The following is a 23,363-nucleotide window of genomic DNA, read 5'->3' as shown; positions in this document are numbered from 1 at the left end:
CTAGTCTATAGCTGGTAAAAGTATAGTCATTTATTACATGACATGGGAGGCGTTAAATCCCTCCCCCTTCACTTTTACTTTGAGCGGATTAACCCGCCTCGGCTGAACTACGCAGCTCTCTATCCCATTGCTAAACGCATTTGGGATTGCTTTTCTGAGGATGTTGTAAGAACCGTTCACATCAGAGTTAATTAATTGACCGGCTGATGTTCTGTACAATCCTCTTTTGATTCGCCTGCCACTAAATATGACATCCAAAGCGCCAGTATGCCCGTACACAGGAATTGGATCTAGATTCAAGAAGCTCGACTTAGACGTGTAAGATTCTTCTTGCACTATCACCTTAATTCCCACCAATCGAGCCTTGTATTCCAACATTTCAATTAGTCGAGAGTGAGGAATGCTGACAAAGTTTTGATTAGTTCGTTTTCCCAGGTCAATTTCTGTTTTCCACTGTGCATTTTTGCCAATTACTAGCGTTCCAATTAGATGGGTTGTCAAAATATCGACTATTAATCGACTTGTGTGATGCAAGTAATTATCGACTTTTTGGTTGCGACACCGGGTTAAACGTTGAATGCGTGATGAGGTTTTGCGACTACCTTTCAATTGAGACTGCAATCGCGATGAGCGTTTATTGTAGAACTGGTTAATTGACTTCAATGGTCGCCCGTTAATCAACAAAGGAATAAATCCCGGTTGATTTGAAGTTAGCGCCGCTAAATTATTCAGTCCTAAATCGATACTAGCTACGAAGTTGCTACTACTAGCGGTGGACTCCGGCTCATTATAAATTACCTCAATTACATAAGCATCGCATTTGGGAACCAGTCTGACTTGGCAGATTCGTTCGGGATTTACTTTGGTTTTGATTAAAATCTCAGTACCTGACAGCTTAATGATTCCTTTCTTCAGTTGCTTGCTGCTAATCGCCTGAATTGTATAAACTAGGATATTTCGACCTTTGACTTTATCTTTGTACTTTGGCAGTTTTGGAGGGCCAGTAAATTTAGAGGAATCTTTTTTGTAAGCCTTGAGAGCCTCAAAAAATGATTTCCAGTTTTTGTCTAACACCATCAAGATTTGCTGGCTTACTTTAGCTGGCAGGGCTTTGTATGCCTCGTGGGACTTCATCAAGCAATTCATTTCGTTGTAGCCGACATAGCCCCATCCATAAATGAAACTCTGACGAATGACGTAGTTGGCCGCATTGTAGAGATTTTTTGATTTAAAAGCTAGTGTGTCAATTTCTGTGAAACGATATTCCGTCGATTTAATGATGTGCCTTTCTGTTAGCTGCATTTAAGGCTTCCATTTTTTAACCTATGTGTAGTTCACTCGACCACCATGATAATATCATACTACCATTGTTTATAATTTCTTATAAACTCAACGAAGTTTTACAATACACAAAAAAACCGAAAACAACAATAACTTTAGGCAGGGGATGAAAGTTCATCGCAGGTTTCTACCGGGCGGCAAGATTTGGACATTTGTTGACAGTAATAAGGAGAGTCAGATACTATAATCTTGAAAAACATACGATCTAAAATGCTGGCTTGCAATTTTTAATATTATCAAAAAGATAACTAAATTCCTCGAACAAATCACTATCACTGTACAGTCAATTAAACCTGTTTGGGAATGAGAATTAAACAACTTACATACAATTTGATAATTGTTGTGGGATGGGCGTCCCGCCCGTCTCTTCTGGACGGGCGGGACGCCCATCCCACAAATAGATATAAATTATTTAATTTGCGATCGTCAGTTGCCAACTTGAAAACATCGATCGCTCAATTTTGCTCAACAGAATCGTTATGATTGATAAAATTGCCCGTTCATATAATATAATGGATTCAATAGAGGAGAATGGAATAGTCTAAGTCTAATTTAGCCTAATAAATCCTAACCGAGCAAATTAATTTGTAGGGCCAAGCATCCGCGCCTCTAGAACCAGAATCCAAACTAATCTGCACCTGTATCAAGCTGTACTAAATTATTCTACTCAATCGGTTAATGTCTCTAAAGTCTCTGACGATCTCCCAGTCAAATTTCTCAAACCATCTCGAATTAAACATCCATGCGCTTAGAGCAGCTTCAAGCATTTCTTTCAGTTGCTGAAACCGGTAGCTTTCAGCAAGCAGCCCGGAAGTGCGGCGTTACCCAATCGACTATTAGCCGTCAAGTGCAGGGACTTGAAGCGGAGGTGGGTTTGTCGCTGTTTCACCGCACCGCCCACGCCAAGCTGACAGTGGGAGGGGAACGCCTGTTACCTCACGCTCGCAAAATCTGTCAGAGTTGGCGAAATGCTGCGGAAGAATTGGGAGACTTGCTGGCGGGAAAGCAGCCGGAACTTTGCGTGGCTGCGATTCACTCGGTTTGCGCTGCTTATTTACCGCCTGTGCTGCAAAGGTTTTGTCGCAGCTATCCTGAGGTGCAGTTGCGCGTGACATCCCTGGGAAGCGATCGAGCTTTGAAAGTTCTCAAAGACGGTTTGGTGGACATCGCGGTGGTGATGAACAACCGCTATTTTACTCAAGCCCCGGAAATGTTGGTTGAGGTGCTCTACAATGAGCCGATCGAGGTATTAATGGCAGCAAATCATCCCCTGGCCCAGTACGATCGAGTACCTTGGCCGGAATTGATTTGTTACCCGCAAGTGGTGTTTAAGGACGGGTACGGAATGCAGCGCATGGTACAAGAGCAATTCGGACGCATCGGTGCTAAACTTCATGCTGTTTTGGAACTCAACACTCTCGATGCTTTTCGAGGCGTGGTGCGCCAGGGAGAATTGATTGCTTTGCTGCCGCATTCAGCTTTGCTAGACGCTAAGGCCGATCGCACTTTAGCAATTCGGTCGATCGCTCAAGAAAGCGCAAATTCCAAGGTTTCGGCGATCCTCTTCGAGGGCTTCCCTAACGGACAATCGGCGATCGATCCGACTTGGACTCGCGAAGTGGTGTTGGTAACAACTCACGATCGAATGCAAATTCCGCCGATCGCCCATTTCTGGAATCTAGTACGGGAACTTGTGCCACCACGTGATGTCATCAAAGTAGTAAAATCCTGAAATTAATATCTATTTCTAATTGAGATTTGAAATTTGAGATTTGAGATTTGAGGGCGTCACCAATTACTAATAACCAATAACAACAACCAACAACCAATGACGACTAACAACTAACAACTAACAACTAACAACTAACAACTAACAACTAACAACTAACAACTAACAACTGACAACTGACAACTGACAAATTCCCAACTTCAATAATTATGAGTGACGCATTTAGAGAATTGCTACGAAAAATTGGCAGTGGAGTACACACAGGAGAAAACCTAACTCGATCGCAATCAGCAGCAGCCACGCGAATGATGCTGCTAGGAGAAGCAACACCGACTCAAATCGGAGCTTTCATGATTTCCCATCGCATCAAACGGCCCACCGGCGAAGAATTAGCCGGAATGCTGGATGCTTACGAAGAATTGGGGCCAATGCTTGCCCCTCCCAACCGAGAAAAAGGATTTGCCGTTTCTAGCGTCGCCGTGTTTGGCGTAGCCTACGACGGGCGATCGCGCACCGCTCCAATTAGCCCAATAACCGCCCTAATATTAGCCGCCTCTGGCGTCCCAACCGTCATGCACGGAGGGGAGACAATGCCAACCAAAGAAGGCATTCCCTTAATCGAAATTTGGCGCGGTTTGGGAGTTGACTGGAGAAAACTTAGTTTAGAAAAAGTCCAGCAAGTTTTTGACAATACCGGTTTAGGTTTTGTTTACCTTCCCAAGCATTTTCCTCAAGCCGCGAGTTTAGTGCCCTACCGCCGCGAAATCGGCAAACGGCCGCCTTTTTCGACAATGGAATTGATGTGGTGTCCCTGCGCCGGCGACGTTAACGTCATCTCAGGCTACGTGCACCCGCCTACAGAGGGTATGTTTCAAGCAGCCTTTGAGTTGCGGGGAGTCAAGAATTATACCACAGTCAAAGGATTGGAGGGCAGTTGCGACTTGCCGCGCGATCGAACTGCAATTATCGGCATTGCTAAACCGGGCGCCGAGTTCGAGCGAGTGCTTTTAGCCCACGGAGATTACGGTTTTAGCAGTACAAATCCCGCCTTTGAATCAGCATCTGAGTTATTCAAACAAATGCAGGAAGTTTTGTTAGGAAAACCCTCAGAACTGATGCAATCTGCTATCTGGAACGGCGGATTTTATCTGTGGCGCAGCGGAATTTGTTTGGATATGAACTCGGGCTTAATTGAAGCGGAAAATTTATTAAGCAGCGGTGAAGTCGTGCAAAAACTAGAGGAAGTTAGCAAAGCAGTTAGTGCTTTGAATTGAACACAATCAATCAGGTTGACAGTTGACAGTTGACAGTTGACAGTTGACAGTTAACTAATGACCAATCACCAATGACTAATGACTAATGACCAATGACCAATGACTAACGATAAAATAGCAGTAATTGTACTCGCAGGCGGTCAAAGTTCGCGGATGGGTACGGATAAAGCTCTCCTAGAAATTGAGGGTAAAAGCCTGTTGCAGCGGGCGTGTGAGGTTGCAGCAGCCTTAACGCCACAAGTGTATGTTTTGACAGCTTGGCCCGATCGCTATCGATCGACCGCAACCCAAAAATCCCAATTTCTGGTAGAGTACAATCCGGGCTCCGGCCCCTTAGTGGCATTGACTCAAGGACTGACGGACATTTCAGCCGACTGGATTTTACTGTTAGCTTGCGATTTGCCCTTATTAGATTCCCGAATCATTGATAATTGGGCGAGTAAGTTAACAGAATTTCCCCCATCTACCTTAGCAGTTGTCCCCTATCAAAATTCGCGCTGGGAGCCATTATGCGGTTTCTACCGCAAACAATCTCTATCCAGCTTGCAAAGTTTTATTGACAAAGGGGGACGTTCATTTCAAGAGTGGTTAAATCAAATCCAAGCAATCCCTCTACCCGTAGGCGAACCAGAAGCACTAATGTTATCAAATTGCAATACATCAGAAGAGTTTGAGCAATTAAAAGGTAAAATCGTTGACAGTCTGTAGGGGCGGTGCCCCCGTGCCCGCCCTCTTAGTTGATAGTTGACTGACTAATCACTAATAACGTTCGCGAGCGGGGACAGCACTCTTGACTAATAACTAATAACGTTCGCGAGCGGGGACAGCACTCTTGACTAATAACCAATAACCAATAAGCAATAACTAATAACTAATAACTAACAACTAATGATTAACGAATATTGGTTACTCGATCGCGAAATCACATTCCTCAACCACGGTTCCTTTGGAGCCTGTCCGATTCCCGTACTGGAAGCACAAACCAGTTTTAGAGAACAACTGGAAAGAGAACCATTGCGCTTTTTAATGCGGGAATTTGAGCCGCTGTTAGATAATGCCAGAAATCAGTTAGCTGCCTTTATCGGTGCAGGCGAAGAAGAGCTAGCCTTTGTGCCGAATGCTACCACTGGAGTCAATGCCGTTTTGCGATCGATCTATTTTAGTCCGGGCGACGAATTGCTAACCACAAATCAGGAATACAACGCCTGCCGCAACACACTAGATTTTATCGCAGAGCGCACAGGCGCCAAAGTAATAGTAGCAGAAATACCATTTCCCATTGAATCGCCCCAACAAATTATCGAAGCAATAATTAAGTGCGTTTCCCCGAAAACAAAACTAGCTTTATTAGACCATATTGTCAGCCAAACAGGTTTAATCTTCCCCATCAAACAGTTAGTCGGCGAATTAGCTAATCGTGGCGTAGATGTATTAGTAGACGGAGCTCACGCGCCAGGAATGGTAGCACTAAATTTAGAAGAAATCGGCGCCGCTTACTACACAGGAAATTGCCACAAATGGCTGTGCGCCCCCAAAGGTGCAGCTTTTCTGTACGTGAGGCGAGACAAACAAGATAGCATTCGGCCAACTACCATCAGTCACGGCGCCAACTCACCGCGCGCCGACAAATCGCGCTTTCAACTAGAATTTGACTGGATGGGAACAGTCGATCCAAGTCCCTATTTGTGCGTACCTGTAGCCATTGATTTCATGGGTTCTTTGTTGAGTGGCGGCTGGCCGGAATTGATGGCAAAGAATCATGATTTAGCATTGGCTGGGAGACAAATATTAGCAGATAAATTAGATTTGCCCCTGCCTTGTCCCGATGAAATGGTAGGTTCCATGGCTGTTATACCACTAGCCGACGAACAGCCTGACGCCGCTGCAACGGGTGGAATTCCACCATTGCAAGAGGTGCTGTGGCAGATTTTTAAAATAGAAGTACCCGTGATTCCTTGGCCGGATACTAGCAAGCGGCTGGTGAGGATTTCAGCTCAATTTTACAATACCTTGCCACAGTATGAATATTTAGCGAAAGCGCTAGCTGAGCTAACAGGAAGCTGACTAAAAGTTACCCAAAAAAAACCTAACCCTTAACTAAAGAAATTCCCAAAAAAAAAACAAGGTACGTTGTTGGGCTTCAGCCCTCTTTCAGGTACGTTGTTGGGCTTCAGCCCTCTTTCAGGTACGTTGTTGGGCTTCAGCCCTCCGAAAATTTGTGACGAATGACAAGTTACGCAACAACTGCTTTTACCGAATCTACCTAAATACGCTTGGGTTAAAGCTTTCAAATGAGTTTAATCTCACAAATTTACAGAAAATACAAGCATTTTTTAACAGCCTGACTATGCTTAACTGAACCGTATCGATCTATAATCTACGGTAAGAGGGCTGAAGCCCAACAACGTACTTCACTTCCTAAAAAAACTGGCGAAATATAAATAGTATGTGAGCATCTGTAGGGATACGACAATGCCGCCTAGCTCACAGAACAGCGAGTTTTAATAATTGGCACAATATTAAGAATTGTAGCAATTTATTTTAAATTGGTATTAAAACATAGCGCTCTAATCGGATTGTACACAACTTCCGCCCCACCGAATATAATGTATCAAGACTTGCATTTATAGCCTTTCTCAAAAAAATGAAGTATGACTGACAGCTCATATAATCACTTAAACCAAGAGGGCTGAAGCCCAACAACGTACCCGATCTTTCTGAGAATCGCTATATCCCCAAAAAACAAAATAAAAAGAGGAGAATACGATGTCAAATGCCATGATGGTAATTTTCCCCTATCGCGAACAGTATACCTGGGTTTTTGACGACGAGCGAGCCGGACTTGTCCGAGAACCATTTGTTCAGGGCGTCCCCGAAATGATTAACGTACTTGTCGCAGACATTCCCAATGCCGCTCAAGGTTTCCGACTATTATTTTCAGCCAATCCATTTCCCGGATATCAAGCAGAAATGGCTTGGTTTAAAGCAGAATACGGCGGCAACTGGTATCGGTGGGAAGCCAAAAATATGGAAGGCTGGCTTTGTCCGGCTTTGTTTAAATACTTTCCCGAAGCACCCCCCAAGTTTTATTGCAAAGCTGAAAAAATGTAATAATTAAAAGCAAGTCAATGAAAAACTTGTCAATCTTTAAAAGAAACTTTGTTAAACCAGCCGATCGCAAATCTAGACAAAAGCTCAAATTAGCACTATGTATATTTGGGCTATTTGTGCTAATTGTTACAGCAGCCATCTCCGCAGGAATTGGGGCAATTACCGCCCTCTTAGCGCCCGTCGAACCCCCAATTATTAGTAGAGTCCTAGACGCTACAGGCTTTAACTATATATCATCCAACCGCTCTGGATACCGCCTTTCGCGGCCTGTTAATATCTTAATCCTCGGAGTTGACCGCGTGCCGCACGCTGCCCCCAATTCCCGCAAGATTTTTAACGGCCGCAGCGATACAATACTTTTATTCCACCTGGATCCTAGAGATAAATCTATTAATTTGCTTTCAATTCCGCGAGATACAAAAGTCGAAATTCCCGGAATTCGCTTCAGCAAAATAAACGAAGCAAATGCTAGAGGAGGAGCAGTTTTGGCGGCGCGATTGGTGAGCGCTATCGCGAACAATGCGACAATTGAAAGATACGTGCGAGTCAGCAGCGGTGCGTTTCGGGAATTAGTCGATTTGTTGGGCGGAGTTGAGGTATTTGTACCTCGGGCGATGTCCTATACAGATAAAGCCCAAAAGTTAAGCATAAATTTAGCACAGGGATGGCAAAATCTCAACGGAGAACAAGCAGAACAATTCGCTCGATTTCGCAACGACGGTTTGGGAGATATCGGCCGCATTGGGCGACAGCAATCTTTAATTCAAGCTATTCGCAACCGCCTCACCAGCCCATCAGTATTGGTGCGATTGCCACAAATTCTGCGATTGATGCAAAAATATGTAGATACAAACCTAAATTTTGAGGAAATATTGACGATCGCCAATTTCGGTTTGCAATTGGAGCGAGATAATTTTAAAATGGTGATGTTGCCGGGACGCTCTAGCTCATCACAAGGGGATTTGAGGAGTTATTGGATTGTGGATGTTGCTGCGCGCGATCGCATTATGACACAATATTTCAAACAAGGCGCAGCGGATTTTGCCCAAGGGCGAACCGCCAATCCCAGCCAGCCAGTTTCACCCAGCAGCCTCAAAATCGCCGTCCAAAATGCTTGTAGCAACCCAAAAACCGCCAAAACCGTCGCTGAATTTCTCAGAAAAAAGGGCTTTTCTAACGTATCTGTAGTCAAAGATTGGCCCGACAAGCAACGTCAAAGTCAAATTATTGTACAGCAAGGCGATTTAGAAGCAGCAAATCTTCTGCAAAAAACTTTAGGCTACGGTAAAATAGAGGCATCTTCTACTGGTGAAATTGAATCTGACTTGACACTTCGCGTCGGCGAAGATTTGGTAAAGCGATTTTAATTAGTCACAAGTGTTTGTAGTGAGGACTTTAGTCCTCTGATTTGAAAGAGGACTAAAGTCCTCACTACAAACCGATTTTATAGTTGTTGTTCGGTTCGGACATACTATCATTAGTTATTAGTTAATTACCATGAGTAAAAAATCTGTGAAAAGTGTATTCCGAATAGTCTTGAGCCTAATTATAAGTGTAGTCTTAGCCTTTGGGTGGGTAATGCTGAGTGCTACTCCGGCATTTGCGCTACCAAAAACCAATATTAATTATACAAATATTAACTTGTCCGATCGCGATTTCTCCAATTCTGACTTAGCCGGGGGAACATTCGTCGCCGCCGAGATGCGGGGAACTAACTTTCAAGGCGCTAATTTAACCAATGCGATTTTGACTAAGGGAGTTTTGTGGAAAGCCAACTTGTCAGGTGCAAATCTCACCGGTGCTTTAGCCGATAGAATTACATTTGATGGCGCTGATTTGACGAATGCTAATTTCACCGAAGCAATTATGACTCGCAGTCGTTTTTTTGATGCTGCCATTTCCGGGGCTGATTTTACCGACGCAATTATCGATGCTTATCAAGTAACAATGATGTGCGAAAAAGCAGATGGTGTCAATCCCGTGACGGGAGTTTCTACGCGAGAAAGTCTGGGATGTTCGTAGAAATTTTGATTTAAATAAGACTGAATAAAATGGGTTTGTAGTGCGGACTTTAGTCCGCATAATGCGGACTAAAGTCCGCACTACGAACCTTGTTAAGTCAGCATCACTGATATCTGCTACATCCGCTGCCGAAATTGCTTCTACCGAGTGCGACAAATGCCTGTATTTGCAGTACCCAATACCAAGTCAGAATTCACCAACAAATCTAAATCGGTGTCGGGATTAACAGCATACAAATCGACTTTATCTCTACCTAAAAATACCCCAACCAAAGTCCCGACTCCCGCGCCGCCGAGTACCTCTTCAGTTGCGATCGCCCGATCGCCCGTAACTCCCGCAATCGCCGCCGCCGCTGCTGCACCCAAAGCCGTGTTCTTAATCAGATTACCAACATTCACGCCCTTAGTCACACTTTCTTTGCGAGTAATCACCTGCGAAGTAGCATTCAAAGGCACCCTGCTACCGTTGATGATACTCAATTCTTGTGCCACAAACTGAACGCCCTCAGCAGTCGATCGCAATTCGCCGCTAATTTTCGAGCCCTCGGGTATCATAACCTTGCCATTACTCCCTGCGACATCCGCAGCCACAGTCAGCGTAATCGGAGACTTGTCATTGGGCGCGAGTAAAATCTTGCCTTTGGCGTACTCGATGGGAATAGTCACCCCACTGGGAATTTTCACAGCCACACTCTGACCAATATCAATCTTAGCAATGTAAGGAGAATTAATAGCTCTTGCTTGATTGGTACTGACTAATGTTTGATAGATAAAAGCAGCGACTTCCGCCCGCGTGGCTGACTGGTTTGGCTTCAGGGATTTAGGATTGGGATAGCTGACAACCAACTGTTTTTCAGTAGCAGCAGCCACACTTTTCACAGCATAACTTTGAATCTCACCCGCATCATTATAGTAGCTGAGAACATCTTGAAAATTGCAAGTAGGCTCATAACCCAGTCCGTTATTTAAAGCCACTACAACTTGAACGCGAGGAATCTGCTGTGATGGCCGAAAAACATTGCCGGGATAGCCAGACATCCATCCCATTTCATAAGCTTCGGCGATCGCCCCCCGCGCCCAAAAATTAGACGGAACATCGACAAAACCTATAGCAGCGCGAGTTTTCGCCTTTTTCACAGAACGGATCATGGCTGCGAATTCTGCCCGCGTTACCAGTGCATCCGGGCGGAAAGTGCGATCGGGAAATCCTTTAATAATTCCTCTTTCCGACAAATCTTGAATAAAGTCTTTTGCCCAATAGTTATTACTAACATCTGAAAAAGCTGTCTGAGCAAAAGCAGGCGCGGGAGCGAGCATCGGCGCTGCGGTTCCGGCAACAGTTGCCAATGTTAATATAACAGATGTGCCGAATTTAATGCGTTGAAATACAGACATTTTTGATTCTCCAATTTACACAAGTTTTTTATTGAGAAAAAAGCAAGCCTTTGTCCGGCTATTTATCGTTGATTGATTCTTGCCTAGCTTGCTCTTGCGCTCAGTGATGTCATCATTATTAAATGCTTTTATTTGTGGCGAGGGGAAGATACGGTCTTTTAAAATAAATATTTTTATGCTAGTTGGTCGATTTTAAAATGCTTAAATTCCTTAAAATCCTTATATTGCTTATCTTCCTTATCTACCTGGAAGAAAGGTACGTAAAAGGTATGTAGTTGCGCTTCAGCGCTCTCTTAGGTATGTAGTTGCGCTTCAGCGCTCTCTTAGGTATGTAGTTGCGCTTCAGCGCTCTCTTAGGTATGTAGTTGCGCTTCAGCGCTCTCTTAGGTATGTAGTTGCGCTTCAGCGCTCTCTTAGGTATGTAGGAAAAAGCACTTACATCACAAAAACTTACCTAGACTAACGACTAATAGTGAGTAACCGTTCGCAAATTGTCACATCTTTAAATGGGATATCGGAAAGAGCGCTTAAGCGCAACAACGTACCTAGATAAAGGTATGTAGTTGCGCTTAAGCGCTCTTTTGAGATCTAGGAAAGAGCGCTAAAGCGCAACAACGTACCTAGACTAATGACTAATAGCAAGTAGCGGCTCCCAACTTGTCACATCTTCAAATAAACATTGATAACCGGCTGCATTGGGATGGAGACCATCCGAAGTCAGACAAGAACGCCACCAAATATTACCGCGATCGATCCATTTATCAAAAATATCTAAATAGGGAATTCCCCGTTCCAAACAAGCTAACTTCGTGGCTTCTTTATAGCGATATTGGTCAGCGTGATTGTAGTACAAACAATCTTGAAAAGGCATTTTGGTTTCATCCACCGGCACCATCCCGACAAATATCACCGGACAAAGTTGTTGCGATATGTTTAACAAATTATCCAAAACAGCTTTAAAATGTTCAAAATCAGTATAGCTGCGCCCAGTAGGCGACTGCACCCTCGCCGTATCGTTGAGGCCTACCGACAGAATAATCGCATCTGGGACGCGGTTTCTGAGCTCGCCGCGGTGTTTAAACTCGTTTTCGAGCCGCTGGGCGACTTGATAGGTGCGATCGCCCCGAACGCCCAAATTATATAAAACGTGTCCTGCACTCTCCGTTAACATCCACTGTCGCCGCAATCTTTCCACCCAACCCCCGCCTACACCGTCGCCGAAACCGTAGATTAAACTGTCGCCGAAAGCAACCAATTTGAGGGGATGAGAATTTACCCGATGTAAGTTACCAAAGGAATAGGCTGTTGTTGCCTGCATAAGCAATGATACTCAGTTAGTAATTTTGAATCTTCGCATACTAGACTAGAATGTAACATTAGATAAAGTAGGTAATCTCATGGTTAAGCGTCCAACCTTCGATTCAACTCAGCTAACCCGTCGGGCAGAAGAGTTGATCGGTGCTGCATCCAACCGCTATCGGATTACGGTGCAAGTGGCGAACCGCGCCAAACGCCGTCGCTATGAAGATTTCGAGAATATGGACGACACTCAAATGATGAAGCCTGTGATGCGGGCGATATTTGAGATGTCGGACGAACTCACTCAGCCGGAAATTATCGGGGATATCTAGACTTGGGGAGTTTTGAGTGGTGAATTTCAACAATTTTTGTTAATTCAAAACTCAAAACTTTCTTCAAATAGACTGGCGCGACTGGCCAAAAAATCCGGTTGATTATATAACAATCCTAAATGATTTGTGAATTTCTTACTCCCTCCCCTTAATAAGGGGAGGGTTGGGGTGGGGTGAAAAACTTTACGACTCATGCAAAGACTTCTATATCTACCGAAGAGAGGTAGAAATATATAGACAAGGGAGTGTCCGCCTCGCACTCTTAAAAAACTATCTTCACCAAATCGCGATGAACCCAATCGGGTTGATTTTGGGAAAGTCCTCAAATCAGAAATTAGGATATCTGCTGGTAGGTGAGCTTAGGGAATTATTCTATTTTTGAATTGAAATTATTGTCAAAACCGTGAAAAAGAAATTCAAGCTGGGCTTCAGTTTTCTGCTAGTTACTTTGAGTGTGGCGATTTTTACGCTTTTGAGTGGGGTATTGGAATCGGGCAAATTAAGTGTGTCGGCTTTGGAACCTTCGCTGCTGCGCGGTTCTGGGTCTAGAGAACTGGTTGCTCAACAATCGGCGCCACAGCAATTGAGGGCGCAAGATGCGTGGAAATTGGTGTATGAAAAAGTGCCTGATTTGCCGATCGAGAATAACTACATTTCTAAGGAAACCGGCAAAGTAGATCCCAACAATACTTTAGTCGGGCGTTTGATTCGATATCACGTGTTTGTCAAAGGAAGGCCGCCGAATTACCGTTTTGATTGGAAGTTGAGTTTGGCTGACTATCTGGGGGCGACTCCCGATTATTTGGTGGAAGGCGTGTATCCGGGAAAAGATGTTTTGCGAGAAAATCCGATGGAACGCGATCGCGCGGCTATTCAAAGTTTAAATAGAAAACAGCGGGATGCTTTGGTTCAAGCTTTGGTTGATGTTTTTACCGAAAATTCGGGGCCATCGCGCACACCGGCGGCGGGCGAAACACCAAAAGGGCGCGAGACTTCCCCGGAAATACCGCAGCCGCAGCCGGGAGATGCAAAGTTGCTCGCACCTTAAGATTTTATTGAATATCAAATTTAGCTTAAATCTCGCAGATTGGTTTGTAGTACGGACTTCAGTCCGCTATCCGGCTGCGGAATGGGAGGGCGCACGCGCGATTGGTTTGTAGTACGGACTTCAGTCCGCTATCCGGCTGCGGAATGGGAGGGCGCACGCGCGATCGGTTGTTGTTATGGTAATCGACCGGACATGATATAAGTCCTAAAATCCAAAATCCAAAATCTAAAATCCCCCAATAATGGAACGTGTAATTAAGACCGGTGTTGGCTGGCGTTTGGGATGGAACCCAAACGCAGAAGAGTTTCAGGGTTTGGTAGCTGGGGACGGTTGGGCGATCGAACTTACGGAAGCTGAGTTAAACGATTTTTGCCGGTTGTTGGGACAATTAGCAGCCACCATGAGTCAAATGGCCTCCGAGCTCATGGACGAAGAAAAAATCGCCATTGAAGCCGAAAGCGACTTGTTGTGGGTGCAGTTAGAAGGCTATCCCGAAGCTTACAGCGTGCAGTTGATCTTGAATGCTGGCAGGAGGTGCGAGGGTTTTTGGGCGGCTGCTGCGGTTCCGAGTTTGGTGCAGGCAACCAAAGTTTTAAAAGTTTTTTGACTTTTTCTGAGATTGTATGCTAAGCTGTTAAAGCTGTCGGGGCGTAGCGCAGCTTGGTAGCGCACTACTTTGGGGTAGTAGGGGTCGTGGGTTCAAATCCCGCCGCTCCGATTGTGATAAAGATCGTGATAAAACCTTCTCGTTTGAGAAGGTTTTGTTGTTTTTATGGGTGAGTGTAATTGCGATCGACAACCCCCTCAAGAAAGCATCACTGAGGCCTCGCCAGCAGAAAAGTTAGAGTACAAGCGGATTCTCAACACATACCGCCGACCTTGATAAAGCCGAACAGTAATTTGTGAATTCAAGTCTGTGCCACTGTCGTCGTCACCATCAACATACTTCAAATCACCGTTTTGATCCTCGAACAGAACCATGACTGTATCTGCTTTTCCGAAAGTCGCAATTGTATAGCTTCGGGTAGCATCCGGGTTGATCGCAAAGTTTTTCTGTTCAGCAGGCGCGAGGGACAGAATCTCCGAACGGAACGGTTTAAGCTCAGTATACTTCGAGTCATCAAGCGGGGGATAGAACAATCGTACCTGGGACAAATCCTGCTCGGAAAGTCCGCCAGCCGGGTTTAATCCCTTTTGGTACTCCACGGGTTTCTGAATCAGTCCCCCTGCAAAACCGTAGTGCATGATTGAGTTGGGATCCCACTTTGAACCCTCAACTTCTCCTACTCCAAGCTTTTGGAGCACATTGTAAAAAGTTGTATCTCGATCCCAATTGTTAGGAGCAGCACCAAAATATTTATAAACAGCTTCTTCGTCCCATACGATACCTGCAAAGGGGTTTTGGTGTTCGTGAGGGAAACCTAAGGTGTGGCCAATTTCGTGAACGGGGACATCTACCCCACGGGGATCTTGCCGCAGATCCCAGCCAAAGTTCATGGTTCGCTCGCCCTGCTTAGGAATACTGAGCACATCGCGGCCAAGATATGACCAGGCTCCATCGTCTTGCACAAAGCCGATTCGGATCTCTGCTTCGCCGATGTTCCGAACCTCCTCAAACTTGATACCAATCCCTACCTTTTTCCACACCTCAAACCCCTGACGGACAATCTCCTTCTGCTCGTTCGGGCCTGAATTTTGGCCGCTCTCAAAAAAGTAATAACGTAATTTTGTACCGTTAACCCACTTCTTGCCGATGTACCGTATGAGACGAGCTCGATCCGGCGACACACTTGCATCCAAGATGCGTGGAGCAACCTTTGGCATAGCACAAAAATGTTGTGCTTTTTGACTATATTCTCCGACACCCAAGTCAACTTGGATTCCGAGCTTAGCTTCAATTTGTTCGATGCGTTTTAGTAATTGCTCAACTTGATTCGAGTCGATTTCCGAAAGTTTAGTCATGACAAATTCCTCAAAAGTAAATGCCTAGAGACTGTAAATCCCAAGGCGTACTGAATTGCTGAAAAATTATTCCAAATAACCAGCGATGCTTGAGAATATTTATTTCGATCTACCTGAATCAGGTGTGAACGCAGTAGATTCAGGAAATAGAAACGGCAACGATGTCAGGAATGACCCAGACAAATGCGAGTTCCCGAGCTTGTGCAAACAAACTTAAATCCTTGTGAAACCAAGATTTTTTGTGAGGTTCATCTGTTGGGCAGGATAGATTTCCTGCCTTCAACATCCCCAAAGGAGATGGCGCTCCCGCTGTACAAGGAAGGAACTTTTATTCTCCCATTCTAGCTTCAATTTTTCCAGTGTAAACAATTCACACTGCGGAGTTTTTAGCTCCTAGCCTAAAAACCTTGATTTACCGGAAAGGCGATCGCACAATCGCCCTGAAACCCTTATGCTACGGTTCGCAATCAAACAATATGCGAAGTATTGCTCTCATCCTCTTCAAAATAAACTTTGCGAACAATACGACGATCCGCGTATAGGATTATTACGATATTGCAACAAATTATTAAGGGCAGCCTCCCCAATTTTTCCCAGGCAACCATCACAGCAACCCTCGGGGTTTGTAAAGTTTTTTGTGCAGATGCTCCAGATGTTTTGGTAGGGAGCATCTTATTTTCGCAAACAGCACAATTTCTTTTAGTGCTGTTTGCGATCGCTAGCTGAACCGTATATAGCAATCTTTGCAGGAGTCGTTGTAAAATTTTAACCCCACCCCAACTCTCCCCAAGGCATCGGGGAGGGAGTAAGGACTTCTTTTAGACAAAACCAGGAAATTTCTCACTCAAACTTTGAGAGAAATAATACTGACACCAAAATTCTGCTACTTCTAACAACATCGGTACAGATTCAGAAGTTATACCTGAACCATACTGGGGGCCATAACGTTCTACGTATTCTTTAGCTAGTTTATAGATCCAATAAGGAAAATCGTTGTCTGTGAAACAACGCAGTGCATAGTCTAATTTTAGTAAATTTCCACTGCGGACAAAATGTATTGTTCCCCACTGACTATTACGACAATCGTCTCCTTGTAGGCCGTTAATTGTTCTCAATAAATTACGGATAGAATGCTCGCCTTCATTACTAGGATTTTCTAGGTAAATTTCCATTGTGGCGATTCCTTCAGCTATTACCTGTTTGTGCACTTCCCATTCTTCTTCAGGGTAGTGTTCGGGACAAGTAGTCTGATTCATATCTTGTTGCACTCGTTTCGCAATATAAATCGCAAATTTTTCAGCAGCAACTCGATCTTCGGCGCACAAACTTTTGATACTTGTCAGCCTGGTTATGGAAATAGCAAACCGAGTTTTTTCAATTTCCTTGGCTGTTTGAACCCATTTCTTGATTTTAGTGGCAATAGGAGCTTGTGAAGTTTTTGGTTTCATTTTAATTGATAGAATGCACAAGTTTTGTCGTAGGTTTTTTTAGATTGTACACAAACCTATGTCATAGATGGCGATCCTAAATAATTTTCTATGTATGTAGCAATCCTTGCATGAGTCGTGATTTTTTTACCCCACCCCAGCCCTCCCCTTGCTAAGGGGAGGGAGTAAGAAATTCATAATCGTAGTGTCGGAATGTGCTGTTAAATATTGTCGAATGCTATCTCATAAACCATTTCATTGTTTTTTTTCATAACTCCTCCTCAATCTCCAAATCCACGGCTCCTAACTCAGCTTCCAACTGCTCAAAAGTTGGCAAACTCCCCTGTAACTGTTCCGGTAAAGTCTCCCGCAATTGATACGTCGAAACCCCGATCGCCTGATTCATGTCTCGCAAAGAATATTCCACAATCTTCTGCTTTTTATTCTTGCATAAAATCATCCCAATAGTCGGCATATCGTCCCGGTGTTTGAGTAAATCATCCACAGCCGAAACGTAAAAACTCATCTTTCCCGAAAATTCCGGCTTAAACGCTTCCACCTTCAAGTCTATTACCACAAAACAACGCAACCGTAAATGATAAAACAATAAATCCATATAAAAATCTTCGCCTTCAACCTCTAGATGATACTGACTGCCCACAAACGCAAACCCTACTCCCAACTCCAGCAAAAAATCGCGGATTCGTTCAATCAAAGCCTGCTCTAAATCGCGTTCTTGTGCTGCTTTACCTAAACTGAGAAACTCAAAATTATAAGGGTCTTTAAATAACTGTTGAGCCAGTTCTGATTGCGGATTTGGCAGAGTGCGAGAGAAATTAGTATCAGCTTTCCCTTGCCGCCGGTATAGCCCACTTTCTATCTGATGAACTAACACATTTCTACTCCATCCTTCCTCGATAGTTTGTCTTGCATACCATAGACGTTCCTCTGTGGATTTAACCTTTTCCATTAAGGCAATATTGTGATACCAAGTAATTTGTGCAAGCACCTCTTGCACAAATTCAAAATCCGGGTAAGTTTCCGCAAAACTCCTCATATATTTAAGATTGCGAGATGAAAAACCCTTCATTTCAGGAAAAGCTTTTTGCAAGTCAGTCGCCAAAGTGTCTATAACTTTAGTACCCCATCCTTGCTGCTGTTGCCGATTTAAAATATCCTGTCCAATTTGCCAATAAAGCAACACTAATTCTCGGTTAACAGAAACTGCTGCCCGTACTTGAGCATTGCGGATGCGTTCTTTCAGCTCCCGCAGTAAAATATGATAATCTTCTGGAACTGATAAACTATCCACCATAGCCTAACCCCCACATATTTTCTTAAATTTCTGCTGTCAATCCTTAACTTAATATCTCATATAACACAACAACTGAGAGGGTGAATAATGTTTTTGTGATAATTGTTTACGTGTTTAAGATTGTATTAGTCTGATTAGTAGGTTTAATATCAAATCCGGCTGTACCGGAATAATTAAACCGCAGAGGGCGCAGAGGACACAGAGGGAGAGAATGGAGAGATGAATCACCTGATGATGAAGAGCGGATTTGATATAAAATCCGCAAATTCGATCGCAAAAACCCGCCTTATTCAGCGGGTTTAGTAGTTGTGGTAAAATTTTTCATTCTTGAGCAATAATTAAACAATCACTGCCAACTTTCGACAGAAAATCAGGAAATGCTGCTGTGGGGCTGCTATCTTTGTTGACGACTCTGCGGAGTGTATAGCCTTTTTCAGGAGCTCTGCCGAAAAACGAGTTTCTGCGATCCCAGATATCCCCATTGGGAGTGTTCGGATCGCGATCGATCAAAAAATCCATAATCCACGGCGGTACAGAGAATCCAAACGCGATCGGCGTGATGTGCCCGTGCTGCAAAGTTGCATCCGTGAAGCGAAACAAGTAGCTGAAGCGAGAAATTTTGACGGCATACAGCAACATCCGTCCCGCCATTGATGAATGAAATGTCCAGACAACTGGTTCATAAATCCGCAGCAATAACGTCCGTTGGCTGGGATTCCATTCTGAATTGGACATCGTCAGACAATAGTCTGGCAAAATATTCCCATCCATAAAGAAGATGCCTTGGAGGGCTTCGGGGAATTCGGGTGGATGTTCTGCTTTCATCCAAGTTGCGATATCTTTTTGTTTCTTTGTTTCGATTAACATGGTATTATTTAACCTCGAAAATATTTGTGATTTCGCGCTCAGTTAGATAACCAAAATTAGGTTTGTAGTGAGGACTTTAGTCCTTCTTCGGACAAGGATAGAGGACTGAAGTCCCCACTACAAACCTGTCCAGTTAGATAATCCAAATTAGGTTCGTAGTGAGGACTTTAGTCCTTCTTCAGACAAGGATAGAGGACTAAAGTCCTCACTACAAACCTGTCCAGTTAGATAACTAAAATTAGGTTCGTAGTGAGGACTTTAGTCCTTCTTCGGACAAGGATAGAGGACTAAAGTCCTCACTACAAACCTGATTAATTACTGTTGCAAATTAGGTGCCGAAGCTCGTCTCACTTTACCAACGGTACTAATAACATCCACCAGCATCTTCAGTGCGATATCTTTAGCTGGGCAAATCCGTCCCGCACTTCGATCGCCCACCGCATGAAAACCCATATGATAAGGGCACAAATTCTCGCGCTTAGGGTTGAATTCGTACACCGTAGAGCCCCAGAAACTCGCGTCTAGATGCCCCAAACTGAGCGGTATCAGTACCTTTGTTCCGGCGGGGAAAGTGCGCTGTCTGCCCCCGATCGTGGCGGTAAATGGCTCTGTCGCCACTCGGTGGGTAGCGCTGACGGGAGCCCAGAGGCGCCCGCATTCCAACAGGAAAAGCTCGATCGACTGGCGATCGTCCAAATCGAGCTCGTCCCAAAACTCAGTCGGATTAATGTCAGCCGTCTGTGTTCCTTTATACGCCGGGAGAGGACGGTATCCCATAGCCGTGTAGCCTAGGTGCAGGGGGCCTTGCAGTCCCGCTATCCCCATAATCGCTGTCATCAGCTTTGCCAATTCCCGCCTAGTCATCCCGTTGTTTTCCGAGCTCACCTCGAAGTCGGCTAGGGCGGGAGAATTTTCGTAGATAGTCGCCGCGCGCTCGATCAAAGCCGACAAATCCCCGTGTCCAAACAGGTTCAGGCTTTGCAGCAGACTGCCCGCGACGGCGAAGTAGTGCGCGGGGCTTTGGCGGATGTAATGTAAATCGGTGAGAAGTTCGATCGACTCTTTGTCATCTGGGTTAATCCCAAAAATTACGTAGTGCAAATATGGAACTAAAAATCCCATCCAACCGCGCCTGACATCGGTAAAAAATGTTCCCCCCGCACCGTGCGACATCTCGGTATAATCTGATGCTAGGCGATCGAGCAACCGCCTGCTGATTTCGTCTCCCTGGCGATCGGTTGTCGCGCTGTTGAAGAGATACTTCTGCATACAGCTTCGGAAGGCTGCGTGATTGCTGCTACCGTCTGGTTCGCGATCGGACAAAGACAGCAGGAAAAGGTTCCTACCGCCGACATCTTGGTTGGGGGATAGATCCGGATCGAGCACAGAAGTACCCAGCCGCCATCCGCGCGCCTGGGGCGATGTGAGTGCTTCTTCGAGTGTTGCAAACTCTCCCATCACCACTTGTCCCGCGCAGCAAAAATTAGCCCCGAAAGCCAGCCGTTTTATTGGCAAATAGGTGGGTTCGTTGGCAATTAAACCCTCGATCAGGGCGATCGCTGGCAGCATCGTTTTGCTGAGGCCCTCCTGGGGGTTTTCCAAAGCCCAAACCTGAAACTCATTCAGGGCGGGGTTCATCAGCGGTGAGAAAATAGTATCTAAATTTAGGTTCATGAAAATCCTCCGAGTTACTCAGGCCATAACACGCTACGCACTTAGCAGCAAGAGAGTATTGAACCCTTATTTACCGGGATTTCAGACCCTCAAAGATTGCCAAAATCAGTAAGTACAACTATAGCCATCTTTATTTGTAAACGTCGTGGCAATATAGATTAATTCTACTGAATATGTCTGCGCTCAAGTCTAGCCTTATTCCGGAGATTGACTGTAATTTCTCACAATTCCTAGTAAGTATATGTACTCTCTAGTTTTTAAGTATTAGCGCTAATTGCTGAGAGTCGCAGATAACTGCGGTTATCTGCGACTGCTTACTATTAGATTGAGGCAAAATCGGCGACACCAATCAGACTCGACGATACTCCAGTTAGAGAAGCTAAAATTTCTCCGGTAGCAGCCAAGCGAATTAAGGTTGCACCGTCACTTTGAATAATTGCTAATTGCGAGAAAGTAATGCCACTGGCGAGTGCGAGCAAATCTTTGCCATCTTCAAAATCGGCAACGGTATCGATGCCCGAATCATTAGAGAGTAAAAAGCGATCGCTCCCGAGGCCTCCAATCAAAGTATCATCTCCCTCTTCACCGAATAGGAAGTCGTCACCGTCACCACCAAGCAGGATATCGTTACCTTTGCCTCCACGCAAAGTATCATTGCGTGCTACCATCTAGCAAGTCGTCGCCTCGGTTGCCAAAGATAATATCAGCACCATCGCTACCTGTAATGCTATCAATTCCCTTGCCGCCGTAAAGGGTATCGTCGTCAACACCACCATCGATTAAATCATTGCCTTGATTGCCATTAATCCAGTCATTGCCGTTAAAACCGAAGATTAAATCGTTTCCTTTTTTGCCGCTTAAAACATCATCGCTGCTGTCGCCAGCTAGAGCATCATCACCATCCGTACCGTTTTTGCGATCGGGGGAATTGTTGATGAATTCTATGCCGCTGTCGGGGAAAGGTGTATCGGCAGTCAAATCGCTATTTGTACAGTTGCGAATTGTAGGGTTATTGACTGTTGCTGACTAAATTTTGGCGTCTAAGGATGTGCCTGTATTTTCGGAAATAGCCGACTGAATTGTCTTATTTCCGGATGCGACTAGCTGTAAATCTTTGGCGATTTCACCTTGTGCGACTTGTTGAACTTTGGCAATTTGAGTTGCTGCATCTGATAGTGAGAGGTTGCTGGTGGCGATCGCCCTTACCCGCTGATTCCCTTCGGCAAGAATTTTAGCAGCTTCCGGTGCCAGATCGGACGCTTTATCGATATCGATCGCTGATTTCGAGAATTAATGAGCATGGTGCGTTCCCAACAATCTATTGGTGGGGTAGTAGGAGTTGCAGTAGGGAACGCACACTACAAGATCGCACTGCCAAACAAGGGATACCAGAATTTATTATGAAGCTTCTAGCAATAACCATCACAAAGATTTCTGTCGCTTTCACTGACATTAGGATTTGTTTTCAAATAATCACGAATCCAAAGGCAACCCTTTTTGAGCAAATTATTCAGCTTGATATCTAAATCTAAAATCAAATCATCAGGATTGATTTTCCACAATCTCACTGTTTTGTCAACACTACCCGACGCAATACTTTGACCATCTGGACTAAAACTGACTCCATAGACCTGATCGCTATGTCCTTCCAGGGTTTGCAACAGTTGCCCCTCCACACTCCACAATCTCACGGTTCTGTCAGCACTAGCCGAAGCAATATTTTGACCATCCGGACTAAAACTGACTCCATAGACCCGATCGCTATGTCCTTCTAGGGTTTGCAACAGTTGCCCCTCCACACTCCACAATCTCACAGTTCTGTCAACACTAGCCGAAGCAATCCTTTGACCGTCGGGGCTAAAACCAACTCCATAAACCTGATCGTTATGTCCTTCCAGGGTTTGCAACAGTTTCCCCTCCACACTCCACAATCTCACTGTTTTGTCAAGACTCGCAGAAGCAATCCTTTGACCGTCAGGACTAAAACTGACTCCATAGACCCGATCCCTATGTCCTTCTAGGGTGCACAACAGCTTCCCCTCCACACTCCATAGTCTCACTGTTCTGTCACTACTAGCAGAAGCAATCCTTTGACCATCAGGACTAAAACTGACTCCATAGACCCAATTGCTATGTCCTTCTAGGGTTCGCAACAGCTTCCCCTCAGCACTCCATAGTCTCACTGTTTTGTCAAAATTTGCAGAAGCAATCCTTCGACCATCAGGACTAAAACTGACTCCATAGACTCGATCCATATGTCCTTCTAGGGTTCGCAACAGTTCCCCTTCAACATTCCATAGTCTCACTGTTCTGTCGCTGCTAGCAGAAGCAATCTTTCGACCATCAGGACTAAAACTGATTCCATAGACCCGATCCCTATGTCCTTCTAGGGTTCGCAACTGTTCCCCTTCAACACTCCACAGTCTCACTGTTCTGTCACTGCTAGCAGAAGCAATCCTTTGACCATCAGGACTAAAACTGACTCCATAGACCCAATTGCTATGTCCTTCTAGGGTTCGCAACAGCTTCCCCTCAGCACTCCATAGTCTCACTGTTTTGTCAAAATTT

At 44.8% G+C, this 23,363-nt stretch carries 21 protein-coding genes and 1 tRNA gene; 11 read left to right on the top strand and 11 right to left on the bottom strand.

Annotated features, from left to right (window positions below; translation table 11 throughout):
• Nucleotides 1-33: 33 nt before the first annotated feature.
• Nucleotides 34-1,302: a transposase gene (locus tag QZ938_RS23285; RefSeq protein WP_293349348.1), complete on the bottom strand. Its 1,269-nt coding sequence runs from the start codon at nucleotides 1,300-1,302 to the stop codon at nucleotides 34-36.
• 781 nt (nucleotides 1,303-2,083) lie between these two features.
• Here QZ938_RS23285 and QZ938_RS23280 point away from each other — a divergent pair.
• The 7 genes from QZ938_RS23280 to QZ938_RS23250 all read left to right on the top strand — a co-directional run bounded on the left by QZ938_RS23280 (nucleotide 2,084) and on the right by QZ938_RS23250 (nucleotide 9,477).
• Nucleotides 2,084-3,073 (top strand): LysR family transcriptional regulator, encoded by a 990-nt coding sequence (locus tag QZ938_RS23280; protein WP_293349351.1) that lies wholly within the window; start codon nucleotides 2,084-2,086, stop codon nucleotides 3,071-3,073.
• A gap of 206 nt (nucleotides 3,074-3,279) precedes the next feature.
• A complete protein-coding gene (locus tag QZ938_RS23275) occupies nucleotides 3,280-4,344 on the top strand; it encodes an anthranilate phosphoribosyltransferase family protein (protein WP_293349356.1) in 1,065 nt (354 codons plus the stop codon).
• 99 nt (nucleotides 4,345-4,443) lie between these two features.
• Nucleotides 4,444-5,052, top strand: a complete 609-nt coding sequence (locus tag QZ938_RS23270; protein WP_293349359.1) for a molybdenum cofactor guanylyltransferase — start codon at nucleotides 4,444-4,446, stop codon at nucleotides 5,050-5,052.
• A 180-nt stretch (nucleotides 5,053-5,232) separates the two neighbouring features.
• Complete coding sequence (locus QZ938_RS23265) at nucleotides 5,233-6,408, top strand: aminotransferase class V-fold PLP-dependent enzyme (RefSeq protein WP_293349362.1); 1,176 nt, start codon at nucleotides 5,233-5,235, stop codon at nucleotides 6,406-6,408.
• Between the two features lie 702 nt (nucleotides 6,409-7,110).
• Nucleotides 7,111-7,455, top strand: a complete 345-nt coding sequence (locus tag QZ938_RS23260; RefSeq protein WP_293349365.1) for a DUF6717 family protein — start codon at nucleotides 7,111-7,113, stop codon at nucleotides 7,453-7,455.
• 17 nt (nucleotides 7,456-7,472) lie between these two features.
• Entirely contained in the window at nucleotides 7,473-8,822 is a 1,350-nt protein-coding gene (locus QZ938_RS23255) for an LCP family protein (protein WP_293349368.1), read from the top strand.
• Nucleotides 8,823-8,952: 130 nt separating this feature from the next.
• Nucleotides 8,953-9,477 carry a pentapeptide repeat-containing protein gene (locus QZ938_RS23250; protein ID WP_293142951.1) on the top strand — a complete coding sequence of 175 codons (525 nt, stop codon included), beginning with the start codon at nucleotides 8,953-8,955 and terminating at the stop codon, nucleotides 9,475-9,477.
• Nucleotides 9,478-9,617: 140 nt separating this feature from the next.
• On the opposite strand, the gene QZ938_RS23245 is transcribed toward QZ938_RS23250, so the two are convergent.
• Complete coding sequence (locus QZ938_RS23245) at nucleotides 9,618-10,871, bottom strand: S-layer homology domain-containing protein (RefSeq protein ID WP_293349371.1); 1,254 nt, start codon at nucleotides 10,869-10,871, stop codon at nucleotides 9,618-9,620.
• Nucleotides 10,872-11,496: 625 nt separating this feature from the next.
• Nucleotides 11,497-12,189, bottom strand: coding sequence for a GDSL-type esterase/lipase family protein (locus QZ938_RS23240; RefSeq protein ID WP_293142957.1), 693 nt, complete (start codon nucleotides 12,187-12,189; stop codon nucleotides 11,497-11,499).
• 79 nt (nucleotides 12,190-12,268) lie between these two features.
• On the opposite strand from QZ938_RS23240, the gene QZ938_RS23235 reads away from it, so the two are divergent.
• The 4 genes from QZ938_RS23235 (at nucleotide 12,269) to QZ938_RS23220 (ending at nucleotide 14,268) form a co-directional block, all read left to right on the top strand.
• Nucleotides 12,269-12,502, top strand: coding sequence for a DNA-directed RNA polymerase subunit omega (locus tag QZ938_RS23235; RefSeq protein WP_106148190.1), 234 nt, complete (start codon nucleotides 12,269-12,271; stop codon nucleotides 12,500-12,502).
• A gap of 403 nt (nucleotides 12,503-12,905) precedes the next feature.
• On the top strand, nucleotides 12,906-13,550 hold the full coding sequence (locus QZ938_RS23230; RefSeq protein ID WP_293142967.1) for a hypothetical protein: 645 nt from the start codon (nucleotides 12,906-12,908) through the stop codon (nucleotides 13,548-13,550).
• A 241-nt stretch (nucleotides 13,551-13,791) separates the two neighbouring features.
• On the top strand, nucleotides 13,792-14,157 hold the full coding sequence (locus QZ938_RS23225) for a DUF1818 family protein (protein WP_293337292.1): 366 nt from the start codon (nucleotides 13,792-13,794) through the stop codon (nucleotides 14,155-14,157).
• Between the two features lie 37 nt (nucleotides 14,158-14,194).
• A tRNA-Pro gene (locus QZ938_RS23220) sits at nucleotides 14,195-14,268 on the top strand.
• An 86-nt stretch (nucleotides 14,269-14,354) separates the two neighbouring features.
• Here the strand turns inward: QZ938_RS23220 and QZ938_RS23215 are convergent.
• From QZ938_RS23215 to QZ938_RS23180, 8 genes are all read right to left on the bottom strand, one after another.
• Complete coding sequence (locus tag QZ938_RS23215; RefSeq protein WP_293349374.1) at nucleotides 14,355-15,512, bottom strand: matrixin family metalloprotease; 1,158 nt, start codon at nucleotides 15,510-15,512, stop codon at nucleotides 14,355-14,357.
• A gap of 818 nt (nucleotides 15,513-16,330) precedes the next feature.
• A complete protein-coding gene (locus QZ938_RS23210; protein WP_293349377.1) occupies nucleotides 16,331-16,960 on the bottom strand; it encodes a hypothetical protein in 630 nt (209 codons plus the stop codon).
• A 247-nt stretch (nucleotides 16,961-17,207) separates the two neighbouring features.
• Nucleotides 17,208-18,254 (bottom strand): PDDEXK nuclease domain-containing protein, encoded by a 1,047-nt coding sequence (locus QZ938_RS23205; protein WP_293349380.1) that lies wholly within the window; start codon nucleotides 18,252-18,254, stop codon nucleotides 17,208-17,210.
• Between the two features lie 321 nt (nucleotides 18,255-18,575).
• Entirely contained in the window at nucleotides 18,576-19,121 is a 546-nt protein-coding gene (locus QZ938_RS23200; RefSeq protein ID WP_293142983.1) for a hypothetical protein, read from the bottom strand.
• Nucleotides 19,122-19,436: 315 nt separating this feature from the next.
• Entirely contained in the window at nucleotides 19,437-20,795 is a 1,359-nt protein-coding gene (locus QZ938_RS23195) for a cytochrome 450 (RefSeq protein WP_293349383.1), read from the bottom strand.
• Between the two features lie 320 nt (nucleotides 20,796-21,115).
• Nucleotides 21,116-21,463: a hypothetical protein gene (locus tag QZ938_RS23190; protein ID WP_293349386.1), complete on the bottom strand. Its 348-nt coding sequence runs from the start codon at nucleotides 21,461-21,463 to the stop codon at nucleotides 21,116-21,118.
• Nucleotides 21,447-21,773: a calcium-binding protein gene (locus QZ938_RS23185; RefSeq protein ID WP_293349389.1), complete on the bottom strand. Its 327-nt coding sequence runs from the start codon at nucleotides 21,771-21,773 to the stop codon at nucleotides 21,447-21,449. Before QZ938_RS23185 ends, QZ938_RS23190 begins: the two co-directional genes overlap by 17 nt.
• 431 nt (nucleotides 21,774-22,204) lie before the next feature.
• Nucleotides 22,205-23,363 (bottom strand): WD40 repeat domain-containing protein (locus tag QZ938_RS23180; protein WP_293365644.1); only part of this gene is annotated, 1,159 nt, incomplete at its 5' end.

This window comes from Microcoleus sp. CAWBG27, from assembly GCF_020883145.1.
Lineage (GTDB): Bacteria > Cyanobacteriota > Cyanobacteriia > Cyanobacteriales > Microcoleaceae > Microcoleus.
The sequence above is the reverse complement of the archived record's forward strand: the minus strand, read 5'-3'. Positions and strand labels throughout refer to the sequence as shown.

Bases quoted from the DNA above. Each gene is read 5' to 3' on its own strand.
- QZ938_RS23275 (WP_293349356.1), top strand. From the start codon at position 3,280: ATGAGTGACGCATTTAGAGAATTGCTACGAAAAATTGGCAGTGGAGTA.
- QZ938_RS23245 (WP_293349371.1), bottom strand. From the start codon at position 10,871: ATGTCTGTATTTCAACGCATTAAATTCGGCACATCTGTTATATTAACA.
- QZ938_RS23255 (WP_293349368.1), top strand. From the start codon at position 7,473: ATGAAAAACTTGTCAATCTTTAAAAGAAACTTTGTTAAACCAGCCGAT.
- QZ938_RS23285 (WP_293349348.1), bottom strand. From the start codon at position 1,302: ATGCAGCTAACAGAAAGGCACATCATTAAATCGACGGAATATCGTTTC.
- QZ938_RS23195 (WP_293349383.1), bottom strand. From the start codon at position 20,795: ATGAACCTAAATTTAGATACTATTTTCTCACCGCTGATGAACCCCGCC.
- QZ938_RS23250 (WP_293142951.1), top strand. From the start codon at position 8,953: ATGAGTAAAAAATCTGTGAAAAGTGTATTCCGAATAGTCTTGAGCCTA.
- QZ938_RS23225 (WP_293337292.1), top strand. From the start codon at position 13,792: ATGGAACGTGTAATTAAGACCGGTGTTGGCTGGCGTTTGGGATGGAAC.
- QZ938_RS23240 (WP_293142957.1), bottom strand. From the start codon at position 12,189: ATGCAGGCAACAACAGCCTATTCCTTTGGTAACTTACATCGGGTAAAT.
- QZ938_RS23205 (WP_293349380.1), bottom strand. From the start codon at position 18,254: ATGGTGGATAGTTTATCAGTTCCAGAAGATTATCATATTTTACTGCGG.
- QZ938_RS23215 (WP_293349374.1), bottom strand. From the start codon at position 15,512: ATGACTAAACTTTCGGAAATCGACTCGAATCAAGTTGAGCAATTACTA.
- QZ938_RS23270 (WP_293349359.1), top strand. From the start codon at position 4,444: ATGACTAACGATAAAATAGCAGTAATTGTACTCGCAGGCGGTCAAAGT.
- QZ938_RS23235 (WP_106148190.1), top strand. From the start codon at position 12,269: ATGGTTAAGCGTCCAACCTTCGATTCAACTCAGCTAACCCGTCGGGCA.
- QZ938_RS23210 (WP_293349377.1), bottom strand. From the start codon at position 16,960: ATGAAACCAAAAACTTCACAAGCTCCTATTGCCACTAAAATCAAGAAA.
- QZ938_RS23280 (WP_293349351.1), top strand. From the start codon at position 2,084: ATGCGCTTAGAGCAGCTTCAAGCATTTCTTTCAGTTGCTGAAACCGGT.
- QZ938_RS23265 (WP_293349362.1), top strand. From the start codon at position 5,233: ATGATTAACGAATATTGGTTACTCGATCGCGAAATCACATTCCTCAAC.
- QZ938_RS23260 (WP_293349365.1), top strand. From the start codon at position 7,111: ATGTCAAATGCCATGATGGTAATTTTCCCCTATCGCGAACAGTATACC.
- QZ938_RS23200 (WP_293142983.1), bottom strand. From the start codon at position 19,121: ATGTTAATCGAAACAAAGAAACAAAAAGATATCGCAACTTGGATGAAA.
- QZ938_RS23190 (WP_293349386.1), bottom strand. From the start codon at position 21,463: ATGGTAGCACGCAATGATACTTTGCGTGGAGGCAAAGGTAACGATATC.